The sequence below is a fragment of the Brevundimonas sp. genome (assembly GCF_044336875.1).
Lineage (GTDB): Bacteria > Pseudomonadota > Alphaproteobacteria > Caulobacterales > Caulobacteraceae > Brevundimonas.
Genome location: NZ_JBIIOP010000004.1, coordinates 50,842 through 75,897, shown reverse-complemented (window position 1 = coordinate 75,897; position 25,056 = coordinate 50,842). Strand labels below are relative to the sequence as shown.

The following is a 25,056-nucleotide window of genomic DNA, read 5'->3' as shown; positions in this document are numbered from 1 at the left end:
AAAGGACAGGAAGAGGCCATGATGAATCTCAATCGCCGCATGCTGCTGGCCGGAGGGCTCGTCGCGCCCGCCGCCCTGGCGGCCTGCGGCAAGGGGCCTGACGCGGAAATCGTCTGGCGCCTAGCGACCAATCTGCCCATCACCCACCCGCTGAGCGCGCGGATGAAGGAGGCGGCTGACCGTGTCTATCAACAGTCGAACCATCGCCTCCTGATCGAGGTCTATCCGTCCAGCCAGCTGGGCTCGGACGCCGACACCCTGGCCCAGGTCCGCGCCGGCGCGATCCAGATGCTGTCGATCTCGGGCCTGATCATGTCGATCCTGGTGCCGGTGACGGCGCTGAGCGGCATCGGCTTCGCCTTCACCGACCGCCAGCAGCTGTTCGGCGCCATGGACGGCGACCTGGGCGATGTCATCAAGAAGGGCCTGGCCGATCACCACCTGATCACCACGCCCAAGGTGTTCGAGAGCGGCTTCCGCCAGATCACCACCAGCACCCGCCAGATCAATTCGCCCGCCGACCTGCGCGAGATGAAGATCCGCGTGCCTCTGGGCGCCCTGTGGACCTCGATGTTCCGCTCGTTCGGATCCTCGCCCACCTCGATCAATTTCAACGAGGTCTATTCGGCCCTTCAGACCCATGTGGTCGAGGGCCAGGAAAACCCGCTGGCGGTGGTCGACACCGGCAAGCTTTACGAGGTTCAGCGCTACTGCGCCCTGACCAATCACATGTGGGACGGTTTCTGGCTGCTGCAGAACCAGGAGGCCCTGGAGAAGCTGCCGGGCGACCTGCGCGACCTGGTCCAGCTCGAATTCTCGAACGCGGCCGATCTGCAGCGCGCCGACCTCGCCGTCCTGGCCGAGACCCTGCCGGCCAAGATGCAGGCCGAAGGCATGACGCTGAACACGCCGGAGACCGGCGTCTTCCGTCAGGCCCTGCGTGACGTCGGCTTCTACGCCCAATGGAAGGAACGACTGGGCGACCAAGCCTGGCGCACGCTCGAAAACGCCGTGGGAGGCCTGGCATGAGCACGACGACCATTCCCGAAGACGGCCTGATCGAGGGCGTCGTCCCTGTCGAGGCCCCGCGTTACACGCCGCTGGAGCGCATCCTGCAGCGCATCGTCGAAGTGCCGGCGGCCATCATCGTCCTGACCGAGATCGTGCTGCTGCTGACCAGCGTGATCTTCCGCTTCTTCCTGCACAATCCCATCGTCTGGGCCGACGAACTGTCGGGCATCCTGTTCCTGTGGCTGGGGATGCTGGGCTCCGTCCTGGCGCTGCAGCGCAGTCAGCACATGCGTCTGACGACCATCGTGTCGCGCGTGCCGCCCAGGATGAAGGCCTTCCTGCAGACCCTGGCGGTCGCCGGCCCGGCCCTGCTGCTGATCCTGTTGATGCCCCACGCCATCGAATACGCCTATGAGGAGTCGATGATCTCGACCCCGGCGCTGGGCTGGTCGCTGGGCGTGCGCGCCTCGGCCATTCCGGTGGGGCTGGGCCTGATGCTGATCGTCTCGATCATCCAGTTGCTGAAGCACAATATGCGCGACATCGGCATGGTCGTGGCCGCCTTCGCGGTCGTCGCCGGCCTGCTGTGGCTGGGCGCGCCGGTGCTGCAGGAGATGGGTCACACCAGCCTGATCCTGTTCTTCATCGTCATCCTGCTGGGCGGCGTGGTTCTGGGCGTGCCCATCGCCTTCGCCTTCGGCATCGCCACGGCGGCCTATCTGCTGACCATGACCGACGCCCCGCTCCTGGTCATGACCAGCCGCATGGACGAGGGGATGAGCTCGCTGATCCTGCTGGCCGTGCCGCTGTTCGTCTTCCTGGGCGCCTTGATCGAGATGACCGGCCTGGCCACCGCCATGGTCAGCTTCCTGGCCTCTCTGCTGGCCCATGTCCGCGGCGGCCTGAACTATGTGCTGCTGGGCGCCATGTATCTGGTCTCGGGCATCTCGGGCGCCAAGGCGGCCGACATGGCCGCCGTCGCCCCGATCCTGTTTCCGGAAATGCGCAAGCGCGGCGCCGACGAGGGCGAGATGGTCTCGCTGCTGTCGGCCTCGGGCGCCATGTCCGAGACGATCCCGCCGTCCATCGTCCTGATCGCCATCGGTTCGGTGGTCGGGGTGTCGATCAAGGCCCTGTTCGTCGGCGGCCTGCTGCCGGCCGTGGTCATGGCCCTGGCCCTGTGCGTCATCGCCTGGTTCCGCGCCCGCAAGGAGGACATGAGCCAGGTCAAGCGTCCGACCGGCAAGATGATCGGCAAGGCCTTCCTGATCGCCCTGCCGGCCCTGCTGCTGCCTGTGGCCATCCGCTTCTTCGTGGCGGAAGGCGTGGCGACCGCGACCGAGGTCTCGACCCTGGCCATCGCCTACGGCGTCGTCGTGGGGATCATCTTCTACCGCAAGTTCGACGTGAAACGCCTGCCCAAGATGCTGTCGGACACGGCGGCCCTGTCGGGCGCCATCCTGCTGATCATCGGCGCGGCCTCGGCCATGGCCTGGTCGCTGACCACCTCGGGCTTCTCGCGCGATCTGGTGGAGATGATGTCCAACGTCCCGTTCGGCGTCTTCGGCTTCATGGTCGTGTCCATCGTGATGTTCATCATCCTGGGCTCGATCCTGGAGGGCATCCCCGCCATCGTCCTGTTCGGGCCGCTGCTGTTCCCGGTGGCGCGCGGGCTGGAGATCAACGACGTCCACTATGCGATGGTCGTGATCCTGGCGATGGGCATCGGTCTGTTCTCGCCGCCCTTCGGCGTCGGCTACTATTCGGCCTGCGCCATCGGCAATGTGAACCCGGACGCCGGGCTGAAGAAGATCTGGCCCTATATGGGCGCCCTGATCGTCGGCCTGATCGTGGTCGCGGCCTTCCCGTGGATCTCGACCGGCTTCCTGCCCAGCAAGTAGGCCGCACCTCTTCTCCCCGAAGCGCGCGCCCCGTCCTTTTCGAAGGCGGGGCGCGTTGCGTTTCGGAGGGGTCAGTCGCGGATGAAGTGCGGTACGAAGCGCGAGGTGTTGCGGGTGATCCGGCCTGTATCTTCGCGCAGACTGATGCCCGCCGGTTCGGTCCCGACCACCCAGGATCCGACGATGACGTGATTGCCGTCGAACAGGGGGGGATTGCAGAGGGCCTGACGGATGTAGCGACCCTCGCCATAGCCGCCGTCGACGACCTCGGCCGTGCTCAGCCCCTGGTCGATCAGTTCGACATTGTCGCCCTCGCGCGAGAACAGGGGCTTGCGGACATAGGAGGCGCCCAGCGCCGCCTCCGCCGGATCGCCCTCGAAATAGGATTCCAGCAGATTGGGATGGCCTTTGTGCCGCTCCCACAGCAGGGGCAGGATGGCCTTGTTGGACAGGATGCTCTTCCAGGCCGGTTCCAGAACGGTGACCTCGGCGGTGGGCAGGGGGGCGGCGTATTCGTCGCGCAGCATCTGCTCCCACGGATACAGCTTGAACATCGCCTGGATGATCCAGTTCTCGTGGTCGACGAACCGGCCGTCGGCGTTCAGGCCGATCTGGTCGATGGCGACGAACTGGGGCTCCAGCCCGGCCTGCTGGGCCAGGTCCTCCAGGAAGCGCACCGTCTGGCGATCCTCGACGAAGTCGGCGTCCGAGGCGAAATGGACGAAGCCGCCGTTCGGGAAGATGGCGCGGAAGCGGTCGACCAGCTTCTCGTGCAGGCTGTTGAACTGGTCGGCGTTGGCGGGCAGGGCGCCGGCCTTGATCTGGTCTTCCAGCCACAGCCACTGGAACACCGCCGTCTCATAGATGCTGGTCGGGGTGTCGGCGTTGTATTCGTACAGCTTGGCCGGGCCCTGACCGTCATAGGCGAAGTCGAACCGGCCATAGAGGGACGGATCGCCCCGCTTCCAGCTGTCGGCCACATAGTCCCGCATCGGCTCCGGAATATCGAGCTGCTCCATCAGCCGCTCGGACTGGATGGCCTCGTTGACCAGTTCCAGGCACAGACCGTGCAGTTCGGCCGTCGGCGCCTCGATCCCGTCCTCGATCTCGGCCAGAGAGAAGGCGTAGGTCGCCGTCTCGTCCCAATAGGGTTTGCCGTCGGTATGGCGCCAGGTGAAGCCGAGTTCCTCGGCCTTGGCGTCCCAGTCGGTGCGGGGATCGAAGCGCAGACGCTCCATGGTCAGGCCGGGTCTTTATCGGGCGTAGACTGGCCGATGCGCGGCGTGACCACGGTCACCTCCGGCTGGCTCAGGCGGGTCAGGACGTCGTCGGCCGACGAATGGCCGGGCAGGATGCCGGCCTCGCGCAGCTTGGCGTCCAGATCGGCGCCGGTGCGGCGGTCTTCCAGGGCCTGACTCGCATTCAGTTTTTCTTCCTGAATGGCCTGGCGCTGCTTGATGCGCTGCAGGCTGTCGGCGGCCGAGCCGATGCGCGACTGGGCACCGGCCGAGTTCAGGGCCACCGAGGTCTGGGCGCGCTGGACGGAGTCGTTGACCTTGACGATGTCGATCTCGCGACGGAGCGTCTCGATCTTCTGGTCGGTCGAGGCGATGGCCGTGCGCAGGCGCGTCTCGGCCGTCTTCATGTCCTCGATCAGCGGGCCGCGGCTGGTGATCTCGACCTCCAGTTCGGCGATGCGGCTGGCGACCTCGCGGGCCAGGTCGGTCTTGCCCTGGCCCAGGGCGCTGCGGGCCGAGCTTTCGTATTTGGCGATCTGGTCGCGGAAACTGGCCATTTCGTTTTCGGCCATGCGGCGGCGCGCCACCAGGCCGGCCAGGTCGTCGCGGGCCTTGCCCTGGGCGTTGTCGGCGTCGCGGATTTCCTGGTCGAGGATCTTCAGCGCATTGGCGTCGACGACGCCCTGGGCCGCGTCATGGGCCGAGCCGCGGAACAGCGCGGAGAGTTTTCTGAGCATGGACATGGTCTGGCTTCCGGATCAGGCGGCGTCGGCGCCGAAGGTTTCACGCAGTTCGGTGGCGTCGATCGCATTCTCGGCCAGGGTGCGCAGTTCGATGAGGATGGTCTGCAGCGTCGTCTTGCAGGACAGTTCGCCCATCAGTTCATACACGTCTTCGCCGCCGACGTTGGTGATGGCGAAGTTCGACAGCGGCACCACGCGCTGCGCCTTCAGCAGGAATTCGTTGAAGGCGTGACGGTCGGTCTGTTCCGACACGGGCCACAGCAGGACCGAACAGACGATCTGGGCGCTGCCGACGCTCAGATAGACCGGCAGGTCGCCGTATTCGTGCATGGTGGCCAGCAGCACCGGCTCGGCGCCTTCCAGCACGCGCAGGGTCATCTCCCCGTCGCGGGTCAAGGCGGACTCGTCCAGCGCCGCCTTGATGGCGGGCACGGTCCAGGGGGTTTCGATCACGGCGTCCATCTGATGGTCGTCTCCAGGGGTGAAGGAATCGGAAGTGGGGCGGCGCGGCCGTCCGGCAAGGCTTCGCCCAACAAGGGGGGGGGCGCGCGTGGAGTCTGTGACGATGGCGTGGACGGCGGCCTTCACGTCCTCGCGCGCAGCCTCGGGCACCCACAGCTCCAGCTTGACCAGGCCGGCCTCGCGACGCGCCTGTCGCCACGCCCGGATACGGTCGTTTGCGGTGGCGGAGGAGGGCGGGGCGCGGTTTGGCATGGCGTTACATGAAACGCGTAACATGTATGCTTGACTTGAGGCAAGATAGGATGGAACTTCGCCCCATGAACCGCATCATTCGGTCGCATCGCCTTTGCCTGCTCGCCCTCGGCGTGCGTCAGGCCTAGATAGTCGTCCATGTTCAAGAAGCTTTTCGGATCGCCGGACAAAACCGCCCCCGCCAACCGGCTGGCGACGGTGCGCAACATCACCGTGGGCCGCACCGTGTCGCTGGACCCGCTGGCCTGGCGACGACTGGGCGACGAGACCCATTTCACCTTGGATCGCGACGTTCTGGACATTTCGGCCCAGGGTCTGGTCAGTCTGGACGGGGGACAGTTCGTCCACCGCTTCTACACCGACGACCACGTCATGCTTCAGGCCATGAGCGACGACGAGGCGGGGCTGGAAAGCTACGACTTCAGCCTGTTCATCCCCTGGACCTCGGCCTATCCGCCGGGCGAGCGCGAGCGCCGCATCTGGCGCGACCGTCTGTCGGCCCCGGTCTTCCACGGCGCCGCCGAGGAACTGCCCGACTATCCGCGCTTCTGGTTCGCCGAGAGCGACGCGATCCAGCCGCCGGTGACCCTGTGGGAGACCATCTGGGACGACCGCGCCGCGACCGAGCCTTATGCGAAGATCTTCCAGACCTGCATGTTGTATGCGCGCGAGCTGGCGGACGGACGGGAACTGATGATCGCCCTGGAGCAGCAGCCCGAGGGCGGCGAGACGACACACGAGATCATGATCGGCATTCCGCTGGAAATGGCCGAGTTCCGCGCCTGAGCGCGCACATCGAGGGGCAAGACTAATGTTCGACTGGTTCGTATTTCAGCAGGGGGCGATCGCCTTCCTGATCGCCTTCGCCGTCGCCGGCGCCTTCACCCTGGCGTTCAAGCTGATCTATCAGTGGGTCACGCCGTATCACGAGCATACGCTGATCCGCGAAGGCAACACCGCCGCCGCCATTGCGCTCGGCGGCGCCCTGATCGGCTATGTCCTGCCCCTGGCCTCGGCCCTGTCGCACACGGTCAGCCTGGCCGAATTCGCCGCCTGGGCCCTGCTGGCCGGGATCATCCAGATTGTGGTCTTCGTCACCATCAGCCGCCTGGCCTTCCGCAACCTGGTCGTCCGCATCGAGGCGGGCGAGATCGCCGCCGCCGTCTATCTGGCCTCCATATCCATCTGCGTCGGCCTGCTGAACGCCGCCTGCATGACGTCGTGACCGCCATGACCGATCCCAAAGACCTGCCCCAGACCACCACCATGCGCCGGCTGAAGCGCTCGCGCGTCCTGCACGTCAGCAGCCTGATGGCTACGGCCAGCTTTTCGCTGGCCGCCTGCGGTTCGCCCCAGGTCCAGGCGCCTCAGCCCGAGCCGGAACCCGCCCTGGCCTATGCGACCCTGGATGAGTGCCGCGCCGCCAATGACATCCCTGACGACCAGTGTGACGCGGCCCTGGCCAAGGCCCAGGAGGAGGCGGCCAAGACCGCGCCCCGCTACGCCACGCGCGAGGAGTGCGAGGGGCAGTGGGGGCCTTCCCAGTGTCAGCCCAACAACCAGGGCGGCAACGGCTCCTTCTTCACCCCGTTGCTGGCCGGTTTCGTCGTCGGCCAACTGCTGAACGGCGGCGGCTATCGTGGCGGCGGTCCGCTGTATCGCGACCGAGAGGATCGCTATTCGAACGGCTACGGCGGCGGCTACACCTATCGCGACTACCGCACCGGCCGCACCGTCACCAACGCCCGCGAACACGGCGACGTGGTCCGCCAGGCCCCGACGCGGGTGCAGAGCCGCACCACGGTCGTCTCGCGCGGCGGGTTCGGCGGCGGCGGACGCAGTTACGGCGGCTGACGCCCGCCAGGATGACGCAAGACAGCGGCCCGCCGGCTTTCCGGCGGGCCGTTTTTTCATGGGCGGGAGGTCGAACGCGACAACGCCGTGAAGTTTGAATGAAAAGGACTGTCACACGTTGAGGGGGCCTGAACCCGGGTCGTTGAAGCGCCTAGAACTCACTGGGGGCTACCAAATGAAGAACCGAATTCTGGGCACCACCGCCTTCGCCATGCTGGCCGCAACGCCGTTTGCAGCCTTCGCGCAATCGGCCGATACGACCGTCGCCGACCAGGCGACCGTCGTCGACGAAGTGGTCGTCACCGGCACCTATCGCCGCAGCCTGCAACAGGCCGTGGACATCAAGCGCGACACGGTCGGCTTCTCGGACTCGATCGTCGCCACCGACGTCGCCAACTTCCCGGAACAGAATCTGGCGGAAGCCCTGCAGCGCATCCCCGGTGTGACCATCGAGCGCAACCGCGGCATCGGCAGCCGTGTCAGCGTGCGCGGCCTGCCGACCGACTACACCTTCGTCACCATAAACAATCTGGCCACCGCCTCGGGCTCGGGCGGGCGCGACGTCCAGTTCGACATCTTCGCTTCGGAAATCATCCAGCAGGTGACGGTGCAGAAGTCGCCGCGCGCCTCGGACGAAGAGGGCGGCATCGCCGGCACGGTCAATATCTCGACCGCCCGTCCGTTCGACTATAGCGGCCACAAGCTGGTCGGCTCGGTCGAGGGCGCCTACAATTCGATCTCGGAAGAGGTCGATCCGAAGATTTCCTTCCTGGCCTCCAACACCTGGGGCGATTGGGGCGCGCTGGCTTCGTTCTCGACCGCGCGTCGCAGCAACCGCACCGACTCCAACTCGGGCATTAACTTCCGTCCGGTCACCCGCTTCACGACCATGGGCAGCGGTCGCGGCGCCCAGGCTGTCGCCGTGCTGGCGCGTGACGCCGGCGTGGTTGTGCCGGTTCCCAACGACAAGGCCGTCACCGACCGGATCGTCTTCCAGGACAAGGTCGGCGACCGCGCCTACATGAATGTCCAGGACCAGTGGGGCGCCACCCTGGCCCTGCAGTACAAGCCCTCGGCCAACTTCGACCTGTCGTTCGACGCCATGCTGGGCGGGTTCGACACCAACGAGGACGAGTATGATGCGGCGGCCTATTCGGCCTCCAGCCGCTCGACCCTGGAAACCATCCACGAATACGACGACACCACCCTGGCCGACCAGGGCCTGATCGTGCTGCGCGACGTCTCCTACACCGCGACCCAGCACGAAATGCTGAGCAAGGAATATATCAACGAGACCGACTACGCCCAGTTCGGCGCCGAGATGAACTGGCGCGGCGCGGACTGGAAGCTGCACGGCCTGGCCGGCTATTCCGGCGCCGAGAAGACGCTGGACTACGCCAATCTGAAGCACGTCGCCTATGCGCCCTCGCGCACCCGCTGGACGGCCGATGGCGGCGAGACGATCCAGAGCGCCAACTCCGGCGGTTTCGACATGTATTCGTCGTTCGACCGCTATCTGTTCGAGGCCTACGAGACCTCCTTCGAGAAGATCCAGGACGACAAATATGTCGCCCAGCTCGACTTCACCAAGGACTTCAGCCTGGACTTCTTCCCGGCCCTGACCAGTGTCCAGGTCGGCGCCCGCTACACGGACAAGTCCAAGGAGCGCCAGTACGGCGCGCTGAACATCCAGGGGTCTGGGGCCGGTCTGACCAACTACATCGGCCGACCGATGTCGCAGAGCGAACTGACGTCGATCGGCGACCTGGTCCCCGGCGGCGGCTACAGCATCCGTGACATCACCTGGAGCCAGGTGTCGAACGACTACGCCCGCCGCACCTTCCGTTATGCGGGCTTCTCCACCCCGTTCGATCCGGGCCAGTATTACGAAGTGTCCGAACAGGTCGCCTCGGCCTACGCCATGGCCAATCTGGACTTCGACATCGGTGCGGTGCCGGTCGCGGTGAACGGCGGCGTTCGCTACGTCGATACCTCGATCACCTCGTCGGGCTTCCACCAGGTCCAGACCCCGACCGGCGGCACCGCCTATACGCCGGATCCGGTGTCCAGCGACGGCAGCTATGACAAGTTGCTGCCCAGCCTGAACTTCACCGCCGACCTGACCGACAGCATCGTCTTCCGCGGCGCGGCCTCGGAAACCCTGATCCGTCCAGGCCTGACCGATCTGGCCTACAAGCGCACGGCCAGCTGGAGCTCGTTCCGCTTCACGGACGGCAATCCGAACCTGAAGCCGACCTACGCCAAACAGTGGGAATTGGGTCTGGAGAAATATCTGCCGGAAGGCGGTCTGCTGGCGGTGTCCTACTTCTCGAAGACCATCGAGGGCGTCGTTCGCCAGGCCCTGACGGGCACGGTGCCGGACGTCACCGTCTATAACGCCAACGGCTCGGTCAACGGGATTTACGACTTCGACGTCTACAGCCCGATCAACGAGCCGGGGTCCTACGACGTCAACGGTGTGGAACTGGTCGCCATCGTGCCCTTCGGCGTCTTTTATGCGCCGTTGGAAGGCTTCGGCGTCAACGCCAACTATACGATGCTGGACAGCTCGCTGACCGGCTCGTCGGCCCTGGGCATCCCGACCCCGCCCATCGGTCTGGCCGACAACACCTACAACGTCACCCTGTTCTACGAGAACGCCCGCTTCCAGGGGCGCGTCTCGTATAACTACAAGGACGCCTACGTCGAAGGCATCGGCTACGAAATGTACCCGATCACCCGCGACGGCTATGGCCAGGTCGACCTGTCGCTCAGCTACAACCTCAGCGACCGCGCCCAGATCAGCCTGGAAGGCATCAACGTCACCGACGAAGCGACCACCGGCTACACGATGGATCCGTCCTTCCCGACCATGAACGAGAAGTCCGGACGCCGAGTGTCCCTGGGTCTGCGGATGGAGTTCTGATCCATTTACCGGACGCCATGCCATGTTGAGGGGGGCGGTCGATCCAGGTCGGCCGCCCTCCGCTGGCCAGCCGGCGACGGGGGCGGCGACGGGAGACGTGTGTCCCGGATGCGCGATCATGGCCGTCGTTTCGATCTCGACCTTGGGCCGGCCTCTTGATCCCCGAGAGTCCGACCTGGCGCGACGTCCCCTCCAATGGAGGGGACGTCTTCGCGCGTCCGGCGCCCGCATTGCGCGGGGAGGGGGCGCCCATGGCGCTTGACCGCCTCGTCGCCGAACTGCGTCGCGACCTGATCGGCTATCTCCAGAGAAAGGGGCAGTCGGTCGAGGACGCCGAGGATGTGGTCCAGGAAGCCTTCGTGCGCTTCCATCGCGCCGGTCATGACCTGACAGGCGCCGACGCCCGGCCTCTGCTGTTCGTCATCGCCCGCAATCTTCAGACGGACCGCTGGAAGTCCGCCGGTCGCAAGGGCGTGCGCGGCGTGGACGACATCCATGCCCTGGACGCCGGCCCGCGCGCCGTCGCCGCCGAGGCGCCGAGCGCCGACCAGCATCTGATCGGCCGCCAGAACCTGGCCGCCGCCGCCGCCGTCATCCGGGGGCTTCCGGCGCGCACCCGCGACGCCTTCCTGTTGCACCGGTTCGAGGACCAGACCTATCGCTAGATCGCCGTACGCCTGGGCGTCTCGGTCAGCATGGTCGAAAAACACATAGCGGAAGCCCTCCGTCAGCTGAAGAATTCCCGGGATGACTGAGGTGTCTCACGCGCGTGTCGTTGTGAAGGGTGAAGGCGCCGGGCCCACCGCCTGTCGTCACGCACCAGAGAGTTTCGTTCGCGCATGATCCAGCGGCTGACCGCCCTGTTCGACCGCCGGCCGCAGACGGCCGAAGCCTGGCTTGCGCGCCTGCGTCGGCCGCGCGTCGGCGCGCGCGACCAGGCCGCCTTTCTTGAGTGGCTGGAACAGGACGACGACCATCTGCGTCAGTATGAGGCCGCCAAGCTCGGACTGGCGGGCCTGGCGCCCCTGGCGGGCGCCTTCCACGGCGACCTGGCGCGGTTGCGGGGGCGGCGTCCATCGGACGCCGGGCGTCGCGTGCTGATCGCCGGCGGTCTGGCGACCGCCGCCGCCGTCACGGCCGTGGTGGTCTGGCCCGGACTGAAGGCGCACCACGTCGGCGTCGCGCCGCGTCTGTACGCCAGCGCGCCGGGGCGGATCGTCGATGTCGCACTGGAAGACGGCTCGCGCGTCACCCTGGATGCGGATTCGTCGATCCAGGTGGCCTTCGCCCGGGACGTCCGCCGCGTGACCCTGCTCCGGGGCGCGGCCTATTTCGACGTCGCGCACAATTCTGACCGCCCCTTCCAGGTCTCTGTCGCCGATCGTCAGGTGATCGTGACCGGCACGCGGTTCGTCACGGCCCTGCGCCGCGACCGGGCGGAGGTCTCCCTGCTGGAGGGCCGTGTGGTCATCGGCCGCCACGACGCCGCTCGGTCGCGCGCCGTCGAACAGGCGGTCGCGCTGACTCCCGGCCATCGCGCCGTCTTCACGCCCGGCGCCGAGCGGCTGGTCCTGTCGCGCGCGGACGTCGAGGCTGATGCGGCCTGGCGCGAGCGTCGTCTGGTCTTCCACGACGCCTCCCTGGCGCAGGTGCTGGACGAGGTCGGCCGCTATGTCGACACGCCGATGGTGCTGGCTGACCCGGCGCTGGGCAGGGTGCGTGTGACGGCGGTCCTGCCGCTGACCGGCGAGGCCCCCCTGCTCGAGCGGATGCAGGCCCTGCTGCCGATCTCGGTGGAGCGGACGGCGGACGGGCGCGCCCTGGTCCGTGCGGGCTGATCCGCGCCGACGGACGCCCATCGTAGAGCTGTCACGCCGGCGCGCTAAGGGGCGGTCTCCGATTGTTCGCCCTCTTGTCGCAAGGCCCGGCACGCTTGACCCCGTCCGCTCCATCGCTGCCGCCTGGTGCGCGGCGGAGCATTGCTGTCGCCGTCGTCGCGTCGCTGATGGCCGCCGGCTGGTGTCTGCCGGTCCAGGCCCAGGCCCAGGTCCAGGACGGCGCCCAGAGCTTCGACATTCCCGCGCAGGATGCGCGCCGGGCCCTGGTCGATCTGTGCGTCGCGGCGGGCTGCGAGGTCGCCTTCGTCACCCCGCCGGGGCGTATGGCGCGAAGCCACGCCGTCCAGGGGCGGATGTCCTGGCGCGCGGCGGTCGCCCGTATGCTTGAGGACACCGGCCTCAGCTACCGGTTTGTCGGCGCGCGGGGCGTCCGCGTCTGGGCCGAGGCCCGACCCGCGGCGGTCGCGGAGACTGCGGCGGACCCCGCAGAGCTGGAATCGATCGTCGTGATCGGGCGGCTGTCGGAACAGATCGAGGAGTCGCTGCGGCGCAAGCGCGAGGCGGACGTCATCTCCGACAGCGCCTCCTCCACCCGCATCGGCGAACTGCCCGCCGCCAATCTGGCCGAGGCGCTGCAGCGCGTGCCCGGCGTCGCGATCGAGCGGGAGGTGGGCGAGGGGCAGTTCGTCAGCGTGCGCGGACTGGGGCCGCTGTTCCAGTCGGTGACGCTGAACGGCGCCCCTGTGGCCTTCAACGAGAACATCCGAAACTCGACCCAGAGCGGCCGCCAATTCCGGTTCCGCGCCCTGTCGGCGGACCTGCTGGCGGGCGCGCAACTGACCAAGTCGGCGACGCCGGACCTGATCGAGGGCGGCATCGGCTCCAATATCGATATCGAGACCATCGGCGGTCTGGACGGCGATCCTTTCCTGAGCCTGCGGGTCGGGGCGGCGACGGAGGCGCGGGCGCGCGATCCGCGCCTGGACCTGTCCGTCGCCGGGCGGGTCGTCGCGGACGACGGCGCCTGGGGCCTGGTCGGCGGCCTGTCGCAGGAGGGACGCTCGGTCGTCTATGACCGGTTCCAGACCGGCCGCTATCTGCCGGTGACGATCGACGGGCGGACGGTCCTGGCCCCCGGCGACCTGCGCACAACGGTCGAGCGCGAGGATCGGCTGAGGCGAAGCCTGTTTCTGGGCGGGGAATGGCAGGCGGCGCCGGCCGTTCGCCTTCGGTTCGACAGCCTGGTCTCCACCTTCGACAACACCATTCGCGAGGATCGGCTGGCCTATGGACTGGGCCCCCGCCTCGAAGGCGCGGGCGCGACCGTCCGCGTCCAGGACGGCGTCGTGACCGCCGGAACGGTCTCCGCCGGAAGGGTGGACAACAACACGGAATTTTCCGAACAGAACCATCTGAATTTCGTCGTGTCCGGGGGGGCGGATCTCGCCCTGGGCCTGTGGACCGCGACGCCGCGCGTCAGCATCTCCCGGGCCCGATCCCGCCTGGACACGCCGCTGCAGCGCATCTCCTTTCACTCGCGCCTTCCGGTCGCCTATCGCTTCGACCAGCACGACGCCGCGTCCACCAGGACTGCGACCCTGCTGGAGACCGATCTGGACGTCGGCGATCCGTCGGCGATCGAACTGCAGAGGTTCGGCGTCCGCGCCATCGACTCGGTCGACGACGACCGGACCGCCCTGGTGGACCTGAGACGGGGACTGGATGTCGACGTCGGCGGGGTGAGCATGTTCGAGGTGCGGTTCGGCGCCCAGTTCAGCGACCGGGGGCGGGATTATCAGCGCCGCGACCGCGAGGCCGAGCTGCGGCCCGGCGCCGTCGTCATCCCCTTCCATGGGGCGTGGGTTCCGGCCGGCGTCTTCGACCCTCTGATCGACCGCCATCCGGGCGCCTGGATCGTGGCGGACTTCGACGCCTTTCAGACCGCCTTCGTCATTCCGGGCGAGGTCGACGGGGTTCGCGTCACGCCCGACGACCTGACGCCGACGGGCGCCGACCGCCAGAACTCCTACGAGGTCGGCGAACGGGTCGGGGCCGTCTATGGCCGGGTGGATTTCGAGGGGGCGGTCGGCGCCGCGCCCTTCTTCGGCAACGCCGGCCTGCGCCTGGTGCGGACCCGCACGACGGTGCGCGGGGCCATGCTGGGGATCGATGCGGCAGGCGCGGCGGATATCCGCGACGTGGCCTATGCCGGGTGGGACACGCGCCTGTTGCCCAGCGCCAATATCGCCTTCGACCTGGACGATCATCGCCGGCTCAGGCTCGCCGCCTCGCGCACGCTGACGCGGCCGTCGCTGGCGGACCTGCGGCTGGCCACGGCGCCGGCCAGTTCCCTGGTCTCGGCCATCTATGACCGGGGCCAGGCCGAGATCGACGACCCGTCGCCGGGCGCCCTGTTCAGCGGCGTCGGCGGCAATCCGGCGCTGCGGCCCTATGTGTCGACCAATCTGGACGCCTCCTATGAATGGAGCTTCCCCCGCGGCGCGCTCAGCCTCGCGGTCTTCCACAAGTCGATCGACGACTTCATCGGCCTGGTCGCCGCGCCCGAGACCCTGGTGTTCGAGACCCGCGCCGGTCCCCTGGTCCGGGCCGAGGTCCTGATGTCGCGCCCGGCCAATCTGGGGCGGGCGGTCAGTCAGGGTGTGGAGCTGGGGCTGCACCGGCGCTTCCCGTCAGGCTTCGGCCTGTGGGCCAGCGCGACCCTGACCGACGGCCACGGGGCCGACGGCCGCACTCCCCTGGCCGGGGTGTCGCGCCTGGCCTATTCGATCAACCCCTTCGTCGAGCGTGGGCCGGTTTCGGCGGGCCTGTCCTGGTCCTGGCGATCCGCCTTCCGATCCGAGGCCGACATGCAGGGCGGGGGCGTTTCGGACTTCACCGTCGGCGCGGCCGGCTATCTGGACGCCCAGGCGACGATCGACGTCGGCGCCAATGGGCAGCTGGTGATCGCGGCCTCGAACCTGACCGACACGACCGACCTCGCCTACGAGCACGACACACGCCGACTGCTGCAGCTGGGCCGTGTCGGACGCAGCCTGACAGTCGGTTTCCGCTGGCGTCTGCCCTGATCGCGACGCGCCATTTCCTTCTCTACGACCCAAGGAGTCTCTCATGTTCAGTCTGATAGCCGCCCTGCTGGCGGGATCCGCTCTGGCGACCGCCGAACCCCCTTGCGACCCGGCGGCCGCAGACGTGCGTGCGGCGGGCGGCGACGCCTGCGCCCGTGTCTGGATGGATCGCACGCTGCACATGAACGATCTGACGGCGGTCGGAACCCACAACAGCTACAAACTGCCCATTCCTGCGGTCGAGATGGCGGCCATGGTCGCGGTCAATCCGCGCGCGGTCGGGCTGGACTACGCCCATCGGCCGCTGGTCCAGCAGTTGGACGCCGGCGCGCGCCAGATCGAGATCGACGTCCTGAACGATCCCCAGGGCGGTCGCTACGCGCATCCGCTGTCCGCCCTGGGACGGCCGGGCCAGGGGGCGCTGGCGGACCCGGCCTTCGCCCAGGCCATGGCCCGGCCGGGCTTCAAGACCCTGCACATGCCCGACGTGGACTTCCGCAGTTCCTGCCTGACCTTCGTCGCCTGCCTGACCGAAATCCGCGACTGGTCGCGCGCCCACCCCGACCATGCGCCGATCCTGATCATGCTGAACGCCAAGACCGGCGCCGCCTCAATGCCGGGCGGGGTCGCGCCGCTGGACTTCGACGCCGCCGCCTGGGACGCGTTGGACGCCGAGGTGCGGGCGGTCTTCGACGCCGACCGGCTGATCACCCCCGATCAGGTCCAGGGACGTCACCCGACCCTGCGCGAGGGCGTGCTGGCCGGCGGCTGGCCCAGCCTGGGCGCCGCACGGGGCAAGGTCTTCTTCGCCCTGGACGAGGGGCCGGAAAAGGTCGCCGCCTATCGCGGAGGCCGTCGCTCGCTGGAAGGCCGGGTCTTCTTCGTCAACACCGACGAGGCCAGTCCGGCCGCCGCCTATCTCACCCTCAATGATCCGGTGGGCCAGCAGGACCGCATCCAGGCGGCGGTCCGCGCCGGCTTCATCGTCCGCACCCGCGCCGACGCCGACACGGTCGAGGCCCGCGCCGCCGACGTGACGCGCCGCAGCGCCGCCTTCGCCAGCGGCGCCCAGTATGTCTCGACCGACTATATGTGGGCCGATCCGCGCTTTCCGACCTATGCGGTGCGGCTGACGGGCGGGGACGCCGCCGTCTGCAGCCGGGTGCGGACCGAAGATCGCTGCAACGGCCTGGCCGCCGATCTGACCGAGGGGACCTCGCCGCGCGGCTATCTCGCCGCCGGGGCGCGACCTGATCTGACCACGGTCCTGGCGCCGCCGCCCGAGCCGGGCTCGCCGCGCGACATCGCCAACGCCGGCGTCTTCCAGCAGACCCGCGCCCTGCAGGGCACGCCGCGCTGGGCCCTGGCCACGGACGATGTCAGCGGCGACGCCTATCACCATTTCGCCCAGGCCCTGGGCGTCCGACTGACGCCCGAGACCGCGCCGATCCTCACGGCCCTGCTGGATCGGTCGGGCGCCGACCGGTCGGTGGTCGGCGACGCCAAGACCCACTGGGGCACGAAACGCCCCTATCTCGGCGGTGACCAGCCGATCTGTGAAGCCAAGACCGATCATCTCGCGGGCAATCCGGACTATCCGTCCGGACATTCGGCGCACGGCGTCCATGTGGCCATGATCCTGGCGGAACTGGCGCCCCAGCGCGCCGACGCCCTCTATGCGCGCGGCCGCGAATTCGCCGAAAGCCGCTACATCTGCGGCTCGCACAGCTACAGCGCGGTCGAGGCCGGCATCCAGTCGGGCATGGTCATCTACGGCGCCGAACAGCGCTCCGACGCCTTCCGACGCGACATGGAGGCGGCCCGCGCCGAGGTCCAGGCCGCTCTGGCCCGCGCCGGCGTGGCCCGCTGAAAGACGCGGGGTCCCGCCGCCGGTCAGCCGGCCGGCGGGGCCCCGCGCGGCGCGGCGTGCTTGAGCGGCGCGACGCGGATGCGCATCCGCGTCATGTCGGCCGAATAATGTGTTGGATCAGGGGGGTCTCGTCCCGTCGTCTCTCGATTTCGAGAAGACGAGGTGAGTGGCGGAGAGGGTGGGATTCGAACCCACGGTACCCTTCCAGGCACGCCGCATTTCGAGTGCGGTACATTCGACCACTCTGCCACCTCTCCGCGGTGCTCAGGTCGCTCGGTCGAAGCGAGCGGCTTCTCTAATGGCAGCCGCGCCGTATCGCAAGCGCTCTGTGAAAGAAATCGGACGCTATCTTTGCGCGGGCAGGGACAGGCCCGGCGCCGCCCCTGTCTGAGGGTCCACGCCCTTGAATCGAAACAGTTCGGCGGGGCGCCCGCCGGTGGCCGACGACAGCTGCCCCGTGGGCTCGACCAGGCCCGTGCGTTCGACGCCGCGACGGAAATTCTGCTTGTGCAAGGTCAGGCCCGACACCGCTTCGGCGGCGGCCTGGAGTTCCGACAGGGTGAAGGCGCCCGGGGTCAGGTCGAACAGGACGGGGCGGTATTTCAGCTTGCTGCGCAACCGGCCCAGGCCGGTCGCCAGGATGCGCCGGTGATCCGAGCCCATGGCTAGGCCGGGAAGGGGGGCTTGTCCGGCGGGCGGCGTCTGTCCCGCATCACGCCAGACCTCGGCGACCAGTCGCGCCTCGTAGAGAAGTTCATAGCGTTCCAGGACCCGCTCCTCGTTCCAGCGGTGCTCCGGCGTCAGGGCGAACAGGGCGCGGGCCCGGGCCCGGCGACGGTCGTCATCGCCGGCCCAGGCGGTCAGGCCCTCGACCAGGGCCGCATTCGGTCCGGTGTTCAGGGAAAGGTCGCCGCCCCGCCGGTCCTCCCACGGGAAGAAGTCGAACACCCCGTCCCAGCGGGCGTCGTGTGTCTGGCCCTCGGCGGCGTCGGGCGTCAGGGCCAGATAGCCGACCGAGACGTCGCGCCTCTGATCCGGGGCGGCGCGAGGCGACGCGCGGCCGGCGTCGCCGAAGGTGTAGAGCTGTTCCACGAAGCCCAGGCGGAATCCGGTCTGGTCGGTGACGAAATCGCGCAGGGCGCGTTCGAACGTCCGGTCGCGCGCCGGGTCGAACGGGCCGAAGGGCAGGGCGCGGGCGCCGTCCTCGGCCCGGGTGGTCAGGACGACGGCCTGGCGATCCTTCAGCGTCATGACGACGACCGAAAGTCCGATCCGCACGCCCTGATCCGCTGGTTCCGCCATGCCTGTTCGGTATGCCCCTATTCCGTGTGCCAGGCGTCGTCGGCGGGCAGCAGGCCGACCGCCTTGGCCAGGACTTGATACCGCTCCAGATAGCGCGCCTGGGCGACGGAGGCCGGCTGGGGTTCGATCGCCAAGCTGTAGCCTTCGGGCGGGGCGCCGAAGATGCTCAGGGATTCCTTTTCGTTGAAGCCGGCCAGCTGGGTCGCCTCGAAGAAGGCGCAGGCCCGGTCGGCCTTCTTGATCAGGGTCTTGATCGTCTGGGGCGTCTTGGGCGGCAGGCCGTAACGGACGTGGATCGCCGCCTCCAGCCGGGCCTCGAAATCCTTGTAGCCCGAGCCCAGCGCCGCCTTGAACGGCGAGATCATGTCGCCGATGACATATTCGGACGCATCATGCAGCAGGGCCGCCAGGCGCCATTTCGGGTCCAGGCCCGGCTTTATATGGGCCGCGATCTCCTCGACCACGACACTGTGCTGGGCCACGGAGAAGGCGTGTTCGCCGATCGTCTGGCCGTTCCAGCGCGCCACGCGCGCCAGGCCGTGGGCGATGTCCTCGATCTCGATGTCGAAGGGCGAGGGATCGAGCAGGTCCAACCGGCGACCGGACAGCATGCGCTGCCAGGCGCGGACTTCGGTCTTCTTCTTGGGGCGCTCGGCCAAATCTTCGATCCTGATCGCTTGTGGGCTGGTCAGGTGACGCAAAGCGGGCCGGGGATCAAGGCGTGGAACCCGGTCAGGTCCGGATCGAGGTGGAAAACCCGTCAGTTTCCGACGTTCAGGGCGACCAGATCCCTGGCGGCGTCGAACACCCGGTCGTTGCGGGCCTTGGAACGCACCGTGGCGACGACCAGGGGGCCGCCGGCCGGGCCGCGGGCCTCGAACCCGACCTGACGCCAGGCGCCCGCCTCGACCTGGTCGTCCGCCAGGATGAAGGTCATCCGCGTCGCGTCGCCCGGCGCCCGGGTGCGGACCTGGGTGGTCTCGCCGTTGTTCTGGATCTGGACGCTGCTCTTTTCGGTCCGCAAACCCTGGCCGTCCCGCGACTGGATGTTGATGCCGGCGATGCGGACCGTGGCGTTGTCGCCCTTGGTCTCGATATGGATCCCCGGCAGGCTGACCGTGGCGTCCTCTCCCTTGGCCTGGATGTCGACGCCGGGCGCCTCGACTGAGGCCTTCTCCTCGCCGCTCTCGTTCTGGCTGGCGTTGATGCGCACGGCCGCCTGCGGCATCTCGGCCGAGATGCGGCGTTCGAAGTCGCTCAGCACGTCCTCGGCCGGACGGTCGCCCAGCTTGATCAGATACAGCACCACCTCCGAACCGCGCGGCCCGCCATAGGTGCAGGCGCCGCCGCCGGGATCCGCCGAACCCTTGCGGGTCAGGACGCCCAGAGTGTCCGGGCATTGCAGTCCGTCGACGACCTTCAGCACGCCGCGCGGCGAATTGTCGGGCGATGTGGTCGTGGTGGTGGTGATACGGACCGCATTCTCGCCGTCGCAGGCGGCCAGGCCGGCGGTCAGGCCTGCGGCCATCAGGCCGGCGGTCAGAAGACGGTACGGGACGGTAACGCTCATGGTTCCTATTGTGGGCCGCGCGGGCCGATGATCCAGTGAAATCGCGGTAATGCGGCGGTCGTCGCCGTCGCCGTCAACTGTCCGATCGGCGCCGTCGACTGTTCTCGGGAACATTCGCCCGGGTCAGCCGCCCGGACGACCGCCCTCGCGCCGGCCCAGGAAGGCCAGACGTTCGAACAGGTGAATGTCCTGCTCGTTCTTCAGCAGGGCGCCGTGCAGGGGCGGGATCAGCTTGTTGGGCGTCTTCTCGCGCAGGGTCTCGGCGTCGATGTCCTCGACCAGCAGCAGCTTCAGCCAGTCCAGCAGTTCCGAGGTCGAGGGCTTCTTCTTCAGGCCCGGCGTGTCGCGGATCTCGTAGAAGGTCTTCAGCGCCTCGGCGACCAGGCGCGGCTTGACGCCCGGGAAGTGGACCTCGACGATGGCGGCCAAGGTCTCGGCGTCCGGGAAGCGGATGTAGTGGAAGAAGCAGCGGCGCAGGAAGGCGTCCGGCAGTTCCTTCTCGTTGTTCGAGGTGATGATGACGATGGGCCGGACCTCGGCGCGGATCGTCTCGTCCGTCTCCTGGACGTAGAACTCCATCCGGTCGAGTTCCTGCAGCAGGTCGTTGGGAAACTCGATGTCGGCCTTGTCGATCTCGTCGATCAGCAGGACGGGGCGGGCAGGGGCGGTGAAGGCTTCCCACAGCTTGCCCTTCTTCAGATAGTTGCGGACGTCGTTGACCCGCTCGTCGCCCAGCTGGCTGTCGCGTAGCCGGCTGACCGCGTCATATTCGTACAGGCCGTTGTGGGCCTTGGTCGTCGACTTGACGTGCCAGGTGATCAGGGGGGCGTCGAAGGCCTTGGCGATCTCGTAGGCCAGGACGGTCTTGCCCGTGCCGGGCTCGCCCTTGATCAGCAGGGGGCGTTCCAGCGCCACGGCGGCGTTGACCGCCACCTTCAGGTCGGCGGTGGCGATATAGCGATCTGTGCCTTCGAACCGGCTCATGAAAAAACCCGCTCCATGAATGTCATGAAGCGGGTTAGCGGATCAGGCGGGGCCTGAACAGCAATCAGGTGATGTGCTTGGCCGAGACCGGGTCGCTGGCGGGGAAGGTTTCCTCGATTCCCTCGTCGACCAGGGCTTCCTCCCGGCTCTCACCGGCCTTGGCCTTGTCCAGTTGATCCGGCTTGCCGTCTTCCGCTGCGATCCGCTTTGCGTGCGGGGTGTCGGTCGAGGCGTCAGTCTTGGCGTGGGAATTGTCCATGTCGTCTCCTTAGCGGGAGGGGGTGTCGACGCCCGGTTCGGGCGCATACCCCAGATCCTCGATGTCGTCGTCATCAAGGCGTTTGGCTTCCCAATGGGCGGCGCTGGCCTGGGCCCCGCGCTCGTTTTCCATCAGGCCGGAATAGACGAGTTCGACCTCGTCTTCGGCGCGCTGGTCGTTGCCGTCGGCATCGGTCTGGTTCTGGCGTTCCCCGTCCACGCCCAGCAGGGCGTCGGCTTCGCGTTCGATCCCGTCGAGAGCCAACTGGTCGTCGATGTCGAGATCATCCTCGTCGAACGCGTCCTCGTCGGCGTCGCCGTCGGCCTGGGTCACGTCCAGAACCTGATCGGCCTCGTCCAGCAGAAAGTCGCCTTCGCCTTCGTCGTCCAGGTGGGTCTCGTCGAAGGTTTCCGACTGTTCCTGGTCGTCCTGGTAATCATTGTCCGGCATGGTCGCCTCCTCTGTCGCAGAGGAAACGTCGCGCCTGGTTAGGTGTTCCAGCGAGCCCAAAGGACAAGGGATGGTTAACCCCTCCGGCGTTAAGATCCGACTCATCAGGGCGGTCCATGATCGATCGGCGTCGCCTGTTGGGGAGTACGGTCGTCCATGGCCTTGAAACTGTCGCTGAAGCCCGGCGAAAAGTTCGTTCTGAACGGCGCAGTGGTCCAGAACGGCGACCGTCGGGGCGTGCTGATTCTTCAAAATCGCGCCAGCGTGCTGCGCGAGAAGGACATCATGCAGGCGGAGGAGGTCACCACTCCCGCCAAACGCATCTATTTCCCGATCATGATGATGTATCTGGACGAGGCTTCGGCGTCGAAATTCTATGACGAACTGGCCTTGCGCATCACCGAGTTCATGGGGGCGACCCGCAATCCCGATATCCTGGCCGAATGTGTTTCGGCTTCGCGCCATGTGCTGGCGCGGGAATACTACAAGGCCCTGATGTCGGCCCGTAAGATTGTCGATTACGAAGAGAAGGTGCTCAATGTCGCTTCAGGCGTACACAGCGGCGGCGACGCGGACTGAGTCGCCTCGCGACCTGGAATACCGGCTCTTCGGTCAGGTCACGCGCGCTCTGGTTCATGCCTCTACGGTCGACGAGCGTGATCTCGCGACGCGCATCGACGCGCTGGATTGGAACCGGCGCCTGTGGTCGACGCTGGCCAACGACTGCAGCGATCCGGCGAACGCCCTGACCAATCCGCTTCGCGCGCAGATCATTTCGCTGAACCTGTTCGTCAGCCGTCATTCCTCGGCCGTGATGCGGGGGGAAGAGAGCTTCCAGGATCTGATCGACATCAACCGCATGATCATGCAGGGCCTGTCCGGCGGGGCCCAGCAGGCGGCCTGACCCGCCTCTGTTCACGAAATCGCGAAGCCTCTTGGCGCAAGGCCTTGAGGCGTCTTACCTTTCGAGTCCCTGTTTAACAGTCGAAAGGAGGTGATCCAGTGTCTCATTGTCATCAATCGCGTGCGGTGGCCGCGACCCTGGTCCTCGGAGAGGTCCGGGCCTGATCCTTTCAGGCTGAGTGTTGTGGTCCGGCCGTTCGCGGTCAGACAATGAAGGGCCGTCGCGGCGACGCGGCGGCCCTTTTGTCTGGGGCCAGTGGAATGGGCTCAGTGGAAGATGCGGGCCAACCAGCCGCCGATGTGCTGGGTGATCTCGAACACCGTGCGCCAGATCAGGAACAGGTAGAGGCCGCAGGCGCTGGTGGCGAGCGCGCCCAGCAGGATGGCGATCCCGTCCCTCTGCATCATGCCCAGGGCGAAGAAGACCAGGGCGATGCCGGGCAGGGCGTCGCCGAACGGGATCGGCAGGGCCATGATCAGGGCCAGGATGACGCAGATCAGTCCGGTCACGGTGTCGGCTATGTCGCCTGTCAGGAACGGAATGCGCGGCCGGGTCAGGTTCTCGACGTAACGCACGGCCTTCATGATCCGCGACACCCCGGCGCGATAGGCCGGGCGGCTGATCGAGGCGTTGAGCGCCCATTTCGGAAGCCAGATGGCGTCGCGCTGAAAGGCCAGCTCCAGCGACATCAGGATGATGGGCACGGCGAAGACCGCCTTGCCGCCGGGCGGCCAGGGCAGCAGGGCCAGAAGCGACAGGATCAGGATCATCGCCCCGAAACCGCGCTCGCCGAAAGCGGCGACCAGCTCCTCTAGCTTCAACTTGGGGTCGTCGCTCCGCCCCAATTCCTCGATGACGTCCGAGAAGCGTCTGAGGTCGTTCTGACTGTCGGAGGCGGGCATCACGAACGGCGCTCGGCTAGGGGTTCGAGCCATGTAGGCGAGCCAGGGTTTCCCCGCCACTTACAGATTGGCCAGAAACCCGAATAATCGCGCCGGACGCGACTATTTTTGGTCGACGTGTTCAGGTTTGCCCTTCCGCTTCGTATGGGCGAAGTCCTCGAGCTGTTTTTCGGTCATGGATTCGACCATCGACCTGGATGCGCCCTTCAGCTTCGACCTGGGCGTGTCGCCGCGCTTGGCGGACAGGGCGGCCCCGGCGGCCTTCTGCTGGGCGGCGGACTTGGCGGGCATGGCAGGTCTCCTTCCACTGGAAGGAAGGCCTCAACTCCCCAGCAGTTCCCGTCCGATCAGGAAGCGACGGATCTCGTTGGTGCCGGCGCCGATGTCGTAGAGTTTGGCGTCGCGGACCAGCCGCTCGACAGGCCATTCCTTGGTGTAGCCGGCGCCGCCCAGGGCCTGGACGGCCTCCAGCGTGACCTTCACCGCATTTTCCGACGCCAGCAGTATGGCGCCGGCGGCGTCGTAGCGGGTGGTCAGGCCGGCGTCGCAGGCGCGGGCGACCGAATAGACATAGGCCCGCGCGCTGTTCAGGGCGACATACATGTCGGCCACCTTGCCCTGCATCAGCTGGAACGAACCGATGGGCTTGCCGAACTGTTTGCGGTCGCGGACATAGGGCAGGACCACGTCCAGCGCCGCCTGCATGATGCCCAGCGGCCCGGCCGACAGCACCGCCCGCTCATAATCCAGACCGCTCATCAGCACGGCCGCGCCGCGCCCTTCGCCGCCCATGATGTTCTCTTCCGGGATCTCGCAGTCCTCGAACACCAGCTCGGCCGTGTCCGAGCCGCGCATCCCCATCTTGTCCAGCTTCTTGGAGACGCTGAACCCCTTCATGCCCTTCTCGACCAGGAAGGCGGTGACGCCGCCGTTGCCTTCGCCGGTGCGGGCATAGACGATCAGGGTCTCGGCGTGGGGCGCATTGGTGATCCAGAACTTGGTGCCGTTCAGGACGTAGCGGTCGCCGACCTTCTCGGCGCGGGTCCGCATCGACATGACGTCCGACCCCGACCCGGCCTCGGACATGGCCAGGGAGCCGACGTGTTCGCCGCTGATCAGCTTGGGCAGGTATTTCTGCTTCTGTTCGGCCGTGCCCCAGCGGCGGATCTGGTTGACGCACAGATTGGAGTGGGCGCCGTAGCTGAGCCCGATCGAGGCCGAGGCGCGCGACACCTCCTCCATCGCCACGACGTGCTCCAGATAGCCCAGGCCCAGGCCGCCGAACTCTTCCTCGACGGTGATGCCGTGCAGGCCCAGTTCGCCCATCTCGGGCCACAGGTCGCGGGCGAAGCTGTTGGTTTCGTCGATCTCGGCCGCGCGCGGCGCCAGGCGGTCGGCGGCCCAGCGGGCGGTCGTGTCGCGGATCACGTCGGCGTTCTCGCCGAGGCCGAATTCCATGGATTGGGGCGCGAAGGGAATGCTCATGCCCGATGGCGTAGCATCG

The 25,056-nt window shown here is 67.4% G+C and carries 24 protein-coding genes and 1 tRNA gene; 12 read left to right on the top strand and 13 right to left on the bottom strand.

Annotated features, from left to right (window positions below):
* Positions 1-18: 18 nt before the first annotated feature.
* Both ACIQ1T_RS07335 and ACIQ1T_RS07330 read left to right on the top strand, forming a co-directional pair.
* Positions 19-1,029 carry a TRAP transporter substrate-binding protein gene (locus tag ACIQ1T_RS07335; RefSeq protein ID WP_395943877.1) on the top strand — a complete coding sequence of 337 codons (1,011 nt, stop codon included), beginning with the start codon at positions 19-21 and terminating at the stop codon, positions 1,027-1,029.
* Positions 1,026-2,912, top strand: a complete 1,887-nt coding sequence (locus ACIQ1T_RS07330; RefSeq protein WP_395943876.1) for a TRAP transporter large permease subunit — start codon at positions 1,026-1,028, stop codon at positions 2,910-2,912. Before ACIQ1T_RS07335 ends, ACIQ1T_RS07330 begins: the two co-directional genes overlap by 4 nt.
* A gap of 71 nt (positions 2,913-2,983) precedes the next feature.
* On the opposite strand, the gene ACIQ1T_RS07325 is transcribed toward ACIQ1T_RS07330, so the two are convergent.
* Genes ACIQ1T_RS07325 through ACIQ1T_RS07315 form a run of 3 tightly spaced genes read right to left on the bottom strand, consistent with a single transcriptional unit; the run spans position 2,984 to position 5,607 of the window.
* Entirely contained in the window at positions 2,984-4,150 is a 1,167-nt protein-coding gene (locus ACIQ1T_RS07325) for a glutathionylspermidine synthase family protein (RefSeq protein ID WP_395943875.1), read from the bottom strand.
* 2 nt (positions 4,151-4,152) lie between these two features.
* Entirely contained in the window at positions 4,153-4,893 is a 741-nt protein-coding gene (locus ACIQ1T_RS07320) for a PspA/IM30 family protein (RefSeq protein WP_395943874.1), read from the bottom strand.
* A gap of 15 nt (positions 4,894-4,908) precedes the next feature.
* A complete protein-coding gene (locus ACIQ1T_RS07315) occupies positions 4,909-5,607 on the bottom strand; it encodes a YjfI family protein (RefSeq protein WP_395943873.1) in 699 nt (232 codons plus the stop codon).
* A 138-nt stretch (positions 5,608-5,745) separates the two neighbouring features.
* On the opposite strand from ACIQ1T_RS07315, the gene ACIQ1T_RS07310 reads away from it, so the two are divergent.
* The 8 genes from ACIQ1T_RS07310 to ACIQ1T_RS07275 all read left to right on the top strand — a co-directional run bounded on the left by ACIQ1T_RS07310 (position 5,746) and on the right by ACIQ1T_RS07275 (position 17,181).
* A complete protein-coding gene (locus tag ACIQ1T_RS07310; RefSeq protein ID WP_395943872.1) occupies positions 5,746-6,393 on the top strand; it encodes a DUF2491 family protein in 648 nt (215 codons plus the stop codon).
* 25 nt (positions 6,394-6,418) lie between these two features.
* Entirely contained in the window at positions 6,419-6,832 is a 414-nt protein-coding gene (locus ACIQ1T_RS07305; RefSeq protein WP_395943871.1) for a DUF350 domain-containing protein, read from the top strand.
* 5 nt (positions 6,833-6,837) lie between these two features.
* Positions 6,838-7,461: a DUF1190 domain-containing protein gene (locus ACIQ1T_RS07300; RefSeq protein ID WP_395943870.1), complete on the top strand. Its 624-nt coding sequence runs from the start codon at positions 6,838-6,840 to the stop codon at positions 7,459-7,461.
* A gap of 175 nt (positions 7,462-7,636) precedes the next feature.
* Entirely contained in the window at positions 7,637-10,387 is a 2,751-nt protein-coding gene (locus tag ACIQ1T_RS07295) for a TonB-dependent receptor (protein ID WP_395943869.1), read from the top strand.
* Between the two features lie 251 nt (positions 10,388-10,638).
* Entirely contained in the window at positions 10,639-11,052 is a 414-nt protein-coding gene (locus tag ACIQ1T_RS07290; RefSeq protein WP_395943868.1) for an RNA polymerase sigma factor, read from the top strand.
* A 174-nt stretch (positions 11,053-11,226) separates the two neighbouring features.
* Positions 11,227-12,225, top strand: a complete 999-nt coding sequence (locus tag ACIQ1T_RS07285; RefSeq protein ID WP_395943867.1) for a FecR family protein — start codon at positions 11,227-11,229, stop codon at positions 12,223-12,225.
* Between the two features lie 167 nt (positions 12,226-12,392).
* Positions 12,393-15,311 (top strand): TonB-dependent receptor, encoded by a 2,919-nt coding sequence (locus ACIQ1T_RS07280; RefSeq protein WP_395943866.1) that lies wholly within the window; start codon positions 12,393-12,395, stop codon positions 15,309-15,311.
* A gap of 43 nt (positions 15,312-15,354) precedes the next feature.
* Positions 15,355-17,181, top strand: a complete 1,827-nt coding sequence (locus tag ACIQ1T_RS07275) for a Ca2+-dependent phosphoinositide-specific phospholipase C (RefSeq protein WP_395943865.1) — start codon at positions 15,355-15,357, stop codon at positions 17,179-17,181.
* A gap of 167 nt (positions 17,182-17,348) precedes the next feature.
* Here the strand turns inward: ACIQ1T_RS07275 and ACIQ1T_RS07270 are convergent.
* The 7 genes from ACIQ1T_RS07270 to ACIQ1T_RS07240 form a co-directional block, all read right to left on the bottom strand.
* Positions 17,349-17,438 (bottom strand) — tRNA-Ser (locus ACIQ1T_RS07270).
* A gap of 88 nt (positions 17,439-17,526) precedes the next feature.
* A complete protein-coding gene (locus ACIQ1T_RS07265; protein ID WP_395943864.1) occupies positions 17,527-18,483 on the bottom strand; it encodes an NrtR DNA-binding winged helix domain-containing protein in 957 nt (318 codons plus the stop codon).
* Between the two features lie 17 nt (positions 18,484-18,500).
* Positions 18,501-19,094: a YfbR-like 5'-deoxynucleotidase gene (locus ACIQ1T_RS07260; RefSeq protein WP_395944046.1), complete on the bottom strand. Its 594-nt coding sequence runs from the start codon at positions 19,092-19,094 to the stop codon at positions 18,501-18,503.
* Positions 19,095-19,243: 149 nt separating this feature from the next.
* The gene (locus ACIQ1T_RS07255) at positions 19,244-20,053 is read right to left on the bottom strand and encodes a methyltransferase type 11 (protein WP_395943863.1); all 810 of its coding nucleotides are present in this window, start codon (positions 20,051-20,053) and stop codon (positions 19,244-19,246) included.
* A 123-nt stretch (positions 20,054-20,176) separates the two neighbouring features.
* Complete coding sequence (locus ACIQ1T_RS07250) at positions 20,177-21,037, bottom strand: AAA family ATPase (RefSeq protein ID WP_395943862.1); 861 nt, start codon at positions 21,035-21,037, stop codon at positions 20,177-20,179.
* Between the two features lie 64 nt (positions 21,038-21,101).
* Positions 21,102-21,296, bottom strand: a complete 195-nt coding sequence (locus ACIQ1T_RS07245) for a hypothetical protein (protein WP_395943861.1) — start codon at positions 21,294-21,296, stop codon at positions 21,102-21,104.
* Between the two features lie 9 nt (positions 21,297-21,305).
* A complete protein-coding gene (locus ACIQ1T_RS07240) occupies positions 21,306-21,746 on the bottom strand; it encodes a hypothetical protein (RefSeq protein ID WP_395943860.1) in 441 nt (146 codons plus the stop codon).
* A 156-nt stretch (positions 21,747-21,902) separates the two neighbouring features.
* Between ACIQ1T_RS07240 and flbT the strand changes: the two genes are divergently transcribed.
* Together flbT and flaF are read left to right on the top strand one after the other, a co-directional pair.
* Positions 21,903-22,325, top strand: coding sequence for a flagellar biosynthesis repressor FlbT (gene flbT, locus ACIQ1T_RS07235; RefSeq protein ID WP_395943859.1), 423 nt, complete (start codon positions 21,903-21,905; stop codon positions 22,323-22,325).
* Positions 22,285-22,650, top strand: a complete 366-nt coding sequence (flaF, locus tag ACIQ1T_RS07230) for a flagellar biosynthesis regulator FlaF (protein WP_395943858.1) — start codon at positions 22,285-22,287, stop codon at positions 22,648-22,650. The genes flbT and flaF overlap by 41 nt, the downstream gene beginning before the upstream one ends.
* 266 nt (positions 22,651-22,916) lie before the next feature.
* On the opposite strand, the gene ACIQ1T_RS07225 is transcribed toward flaF, so the two are convergent.
* The 3 genes from ACIQ1T_RS07225 to ACIQ1T_RS07215 form a co-directional block, all read right to left on the bottom strand.
* Entirely contained in the window at positions 22,917-23,552 is a 636-nt protein-coding gene (locus ACIQ1T_RS07225; RefSeq protein WP_395944045.1) for an exopolysaccharide biosynthesis protein, read from the bottom strand.
* 102 nt (positions 23,553-23,654) lie between these two features.
* Positions 23,655-23,843, bottom strand: a complete 189-nt coding sequence (locus tag ACIQ1T_RS07220; RefSeq protein ID WP_395943857.1) for a DUF3008 family protein — start codon at positions 23,841-23,843, stop codon at positions 23,655-23,657.
* Between the two features lie 30 nt (positions 23,844-23,873).
* Positions 23,874-25,037 (bottom strand): isovaleryl-CoA dehydrogenase, encoded by a 1,164-nt coding sequence (locus tag ACIQ1T_RS07215; RefSeq protein WP_395943856.1) that lies wholly within the window; start codon positions 25,035-25,037, stop codon positions 23,874-23,876.
* Positions 25,038-25,056: the final 19 nt, after the last annotated feature.

What these genes read in the sequence shown, in the direction of transcription:
- ACIQ1T_RS07335 (WP_395943877.1), top strand. Translation starts at nt 19, where the DNA reads ATGATGAATCTCAATCGCCGCATGCTGCTGGCCGGAGGGCTCGTCGCG.
- ACIQ1T_RS07330 (WP_395943876.1), top strand. Translation starts at nt 1,026, where the DNA reads ATGAGCACGACGACCATTCCCGAAGACGGCCTGATCGAGGGCGTCGTC.
- ACIQ1T_RS07325 (WP_395943875.1), bottom strand. Translation starts at nt 4,150, where the DNA reads ATGGAGCGTCTGCGCTTCGATCCCCGCACCGACTGGGACGCCAAGGCC.
- ACIQ1T_RS07320 (WP_395943874.1), bottom strand. Translation starts at nt 4,893, where the DNA reads ATGTCCATGCTCAGAAAACTCTCCGCGCTGTTCCGCGGCTCGGCCCAT.
- ACIQ1T_RS07315 (WP_395943873.1), bottom strand. Translation starts at nt 5,607, where the DNA reads ATGCCAAACCGCGCCCCGCCCTCCTCCGCCACCGCAAACGACCGTATC.
- ACIQ1T_RS07310 (WP_395943872.1), top strand. Translation starts at nt 5,746, where the DNA reads ATGTTCAAGAAGCTTTTCGGATCGCCGGACAAAACCGCCCCCGCCAAC.
- ACIQ1T_RS07305 (WP_395943871.1), top strand. Translation starts at nt 6,419, where the DNA reads ATGTTCGACTGGTTCGTATTTCAGCAGGGGGCGATCGCCTTCCTGATC.
- ACIQ1T_RS07300 (WP_395943870.1), top strand. Translation starts at nt 6,838, where the DNA reads ATGACCGATCCCAAAGACCTGCCCCAGACCACCACCATGCGCCGGCTG.
- ACIQ1T_RS07295 (WP_395943869.1), top strand. Translation starts at nt 7,637, where the DNA reads ATGAAGAACCGAATTCTGGGCACCACCGCCTTCGCCATGCTGGCCGCA.
- ACIQ1T_RS07290 (WP_395943868.1), top strand. Translation starts at nt 10,639, where the DNA reads ATGGCGCTTGACCGCCTCGTCGCCGAACTGCGTCGCGACCTGATCGGC.
- ACIQ1T_RS07285 (WP_395943867.1), top strand. Translation starts at nt 11,227, where the DNA reads ATGATCCAGCGGCTGACCGCCCTGTTCGACCGCCGGCCGCAGACGGCC.
- ACIQ1T_RS07280 (WP_395943866.1), top strand. Translation starts at nt 12,393, where the DNA reads ATGGCCGCCGGCTGGTGTCTGCCGGTCCAGGCCCAGGCCCAGGTCCAG.
- ACIQ1T_RS07275 (WP_395943865.1), top strand. Translation starts at nt 15,355, where the DNA reads ATGTTCAGTCTGATAGCCGCCCTGCTGGCGGGATCCGCTCTGGCGACC.
- ACIQ1T_RS07265 (WP_395943864.1), bottom strand. Translation starts at nt 18,483, where the DNA reads ATGGCGGAACCAGCGGATCAGGGCGTGCGGATCGGACTTTCGGTCGTC.
- ACIQ1T_RS07260 (WP_395944046.1), bottom strand. Translation starts at nt 19,094, where the DNA reads ATGCTGTCCGGTCGCCGGTTGGACCTGCTCGATCCCTCGCCCTTCGAC.
- ACIQ1T_RS07255 (WP_395943863.1), bottom strand. Translation starts at nt 20,053, where the DNA reads ATGAGCGTTACCGTCCCGTACCGTCTTCTGACCGCCGGCCTGATGGCC.
- ACIQ1T_RS07250 (WP_395943862.1), bottom strand. Translation starts at nt 21,037, where the DNA reads ATGAGCCGGTTCGAAGGCACAGATCGCTATATCGCCACCGCCGACCTG.
- ACIQ1T_RS07245 (WP_395943861.1), bottom strand. Translation starts at nt 21,296, where the DNA reads ATGGACAATTCCCACGCCAAGACTGACGCCTCGACCGACACCCCGCAC.
- ACIQ1T_RS07240 (WP_395943860.1), bottom strand. Translation starts at nt 21,746, where the DNA reads ATGCCGGACAATGATTACCAGGACGACCAGGAACAGTCGGAAACCTTC.
- flbT (WP_395943859.1), top strand. Translation starts at nt 21,903, where the DNA reads ATGGCCTTGAAACTGTCGCTGAAGCCCGGCGAAAAGTTCGTTCTGAAC.
- flaF (WP_395943858.1), top strand. Translation starts at nt 22,285, where the DNA reads ATGTCGCTTCAGGCGTACACAGCGGCGGCGACGCGGACTGAGTCGCCT.
- ACIQ1T_RS07225 (WP_395944045.1), bottom strand. Translation starts at nt 23,552, where the DNA reads ATGCCCGCCTCCGACAGTCAGAACGACCTCAGACGCTTCTCGGACGTC.
- ACIQ1T_RS07220 (WP_395943857.1), bottom strand. Translation starts at nt 23,843, where the DNA reads ATGCCCGCCAAGTCCGCCGCCCAGCAGAAGGCCGCCGGGGCCGCCCTG.
- ACIQ1T_RS07215 (WP_395943856.1), bottom strand. Translation starts at nt 25,037, where the DNA reads ATGAGCATTCCCTTCGCGCCCCAATCCATGGAATTCGGCCTCGGCGAG.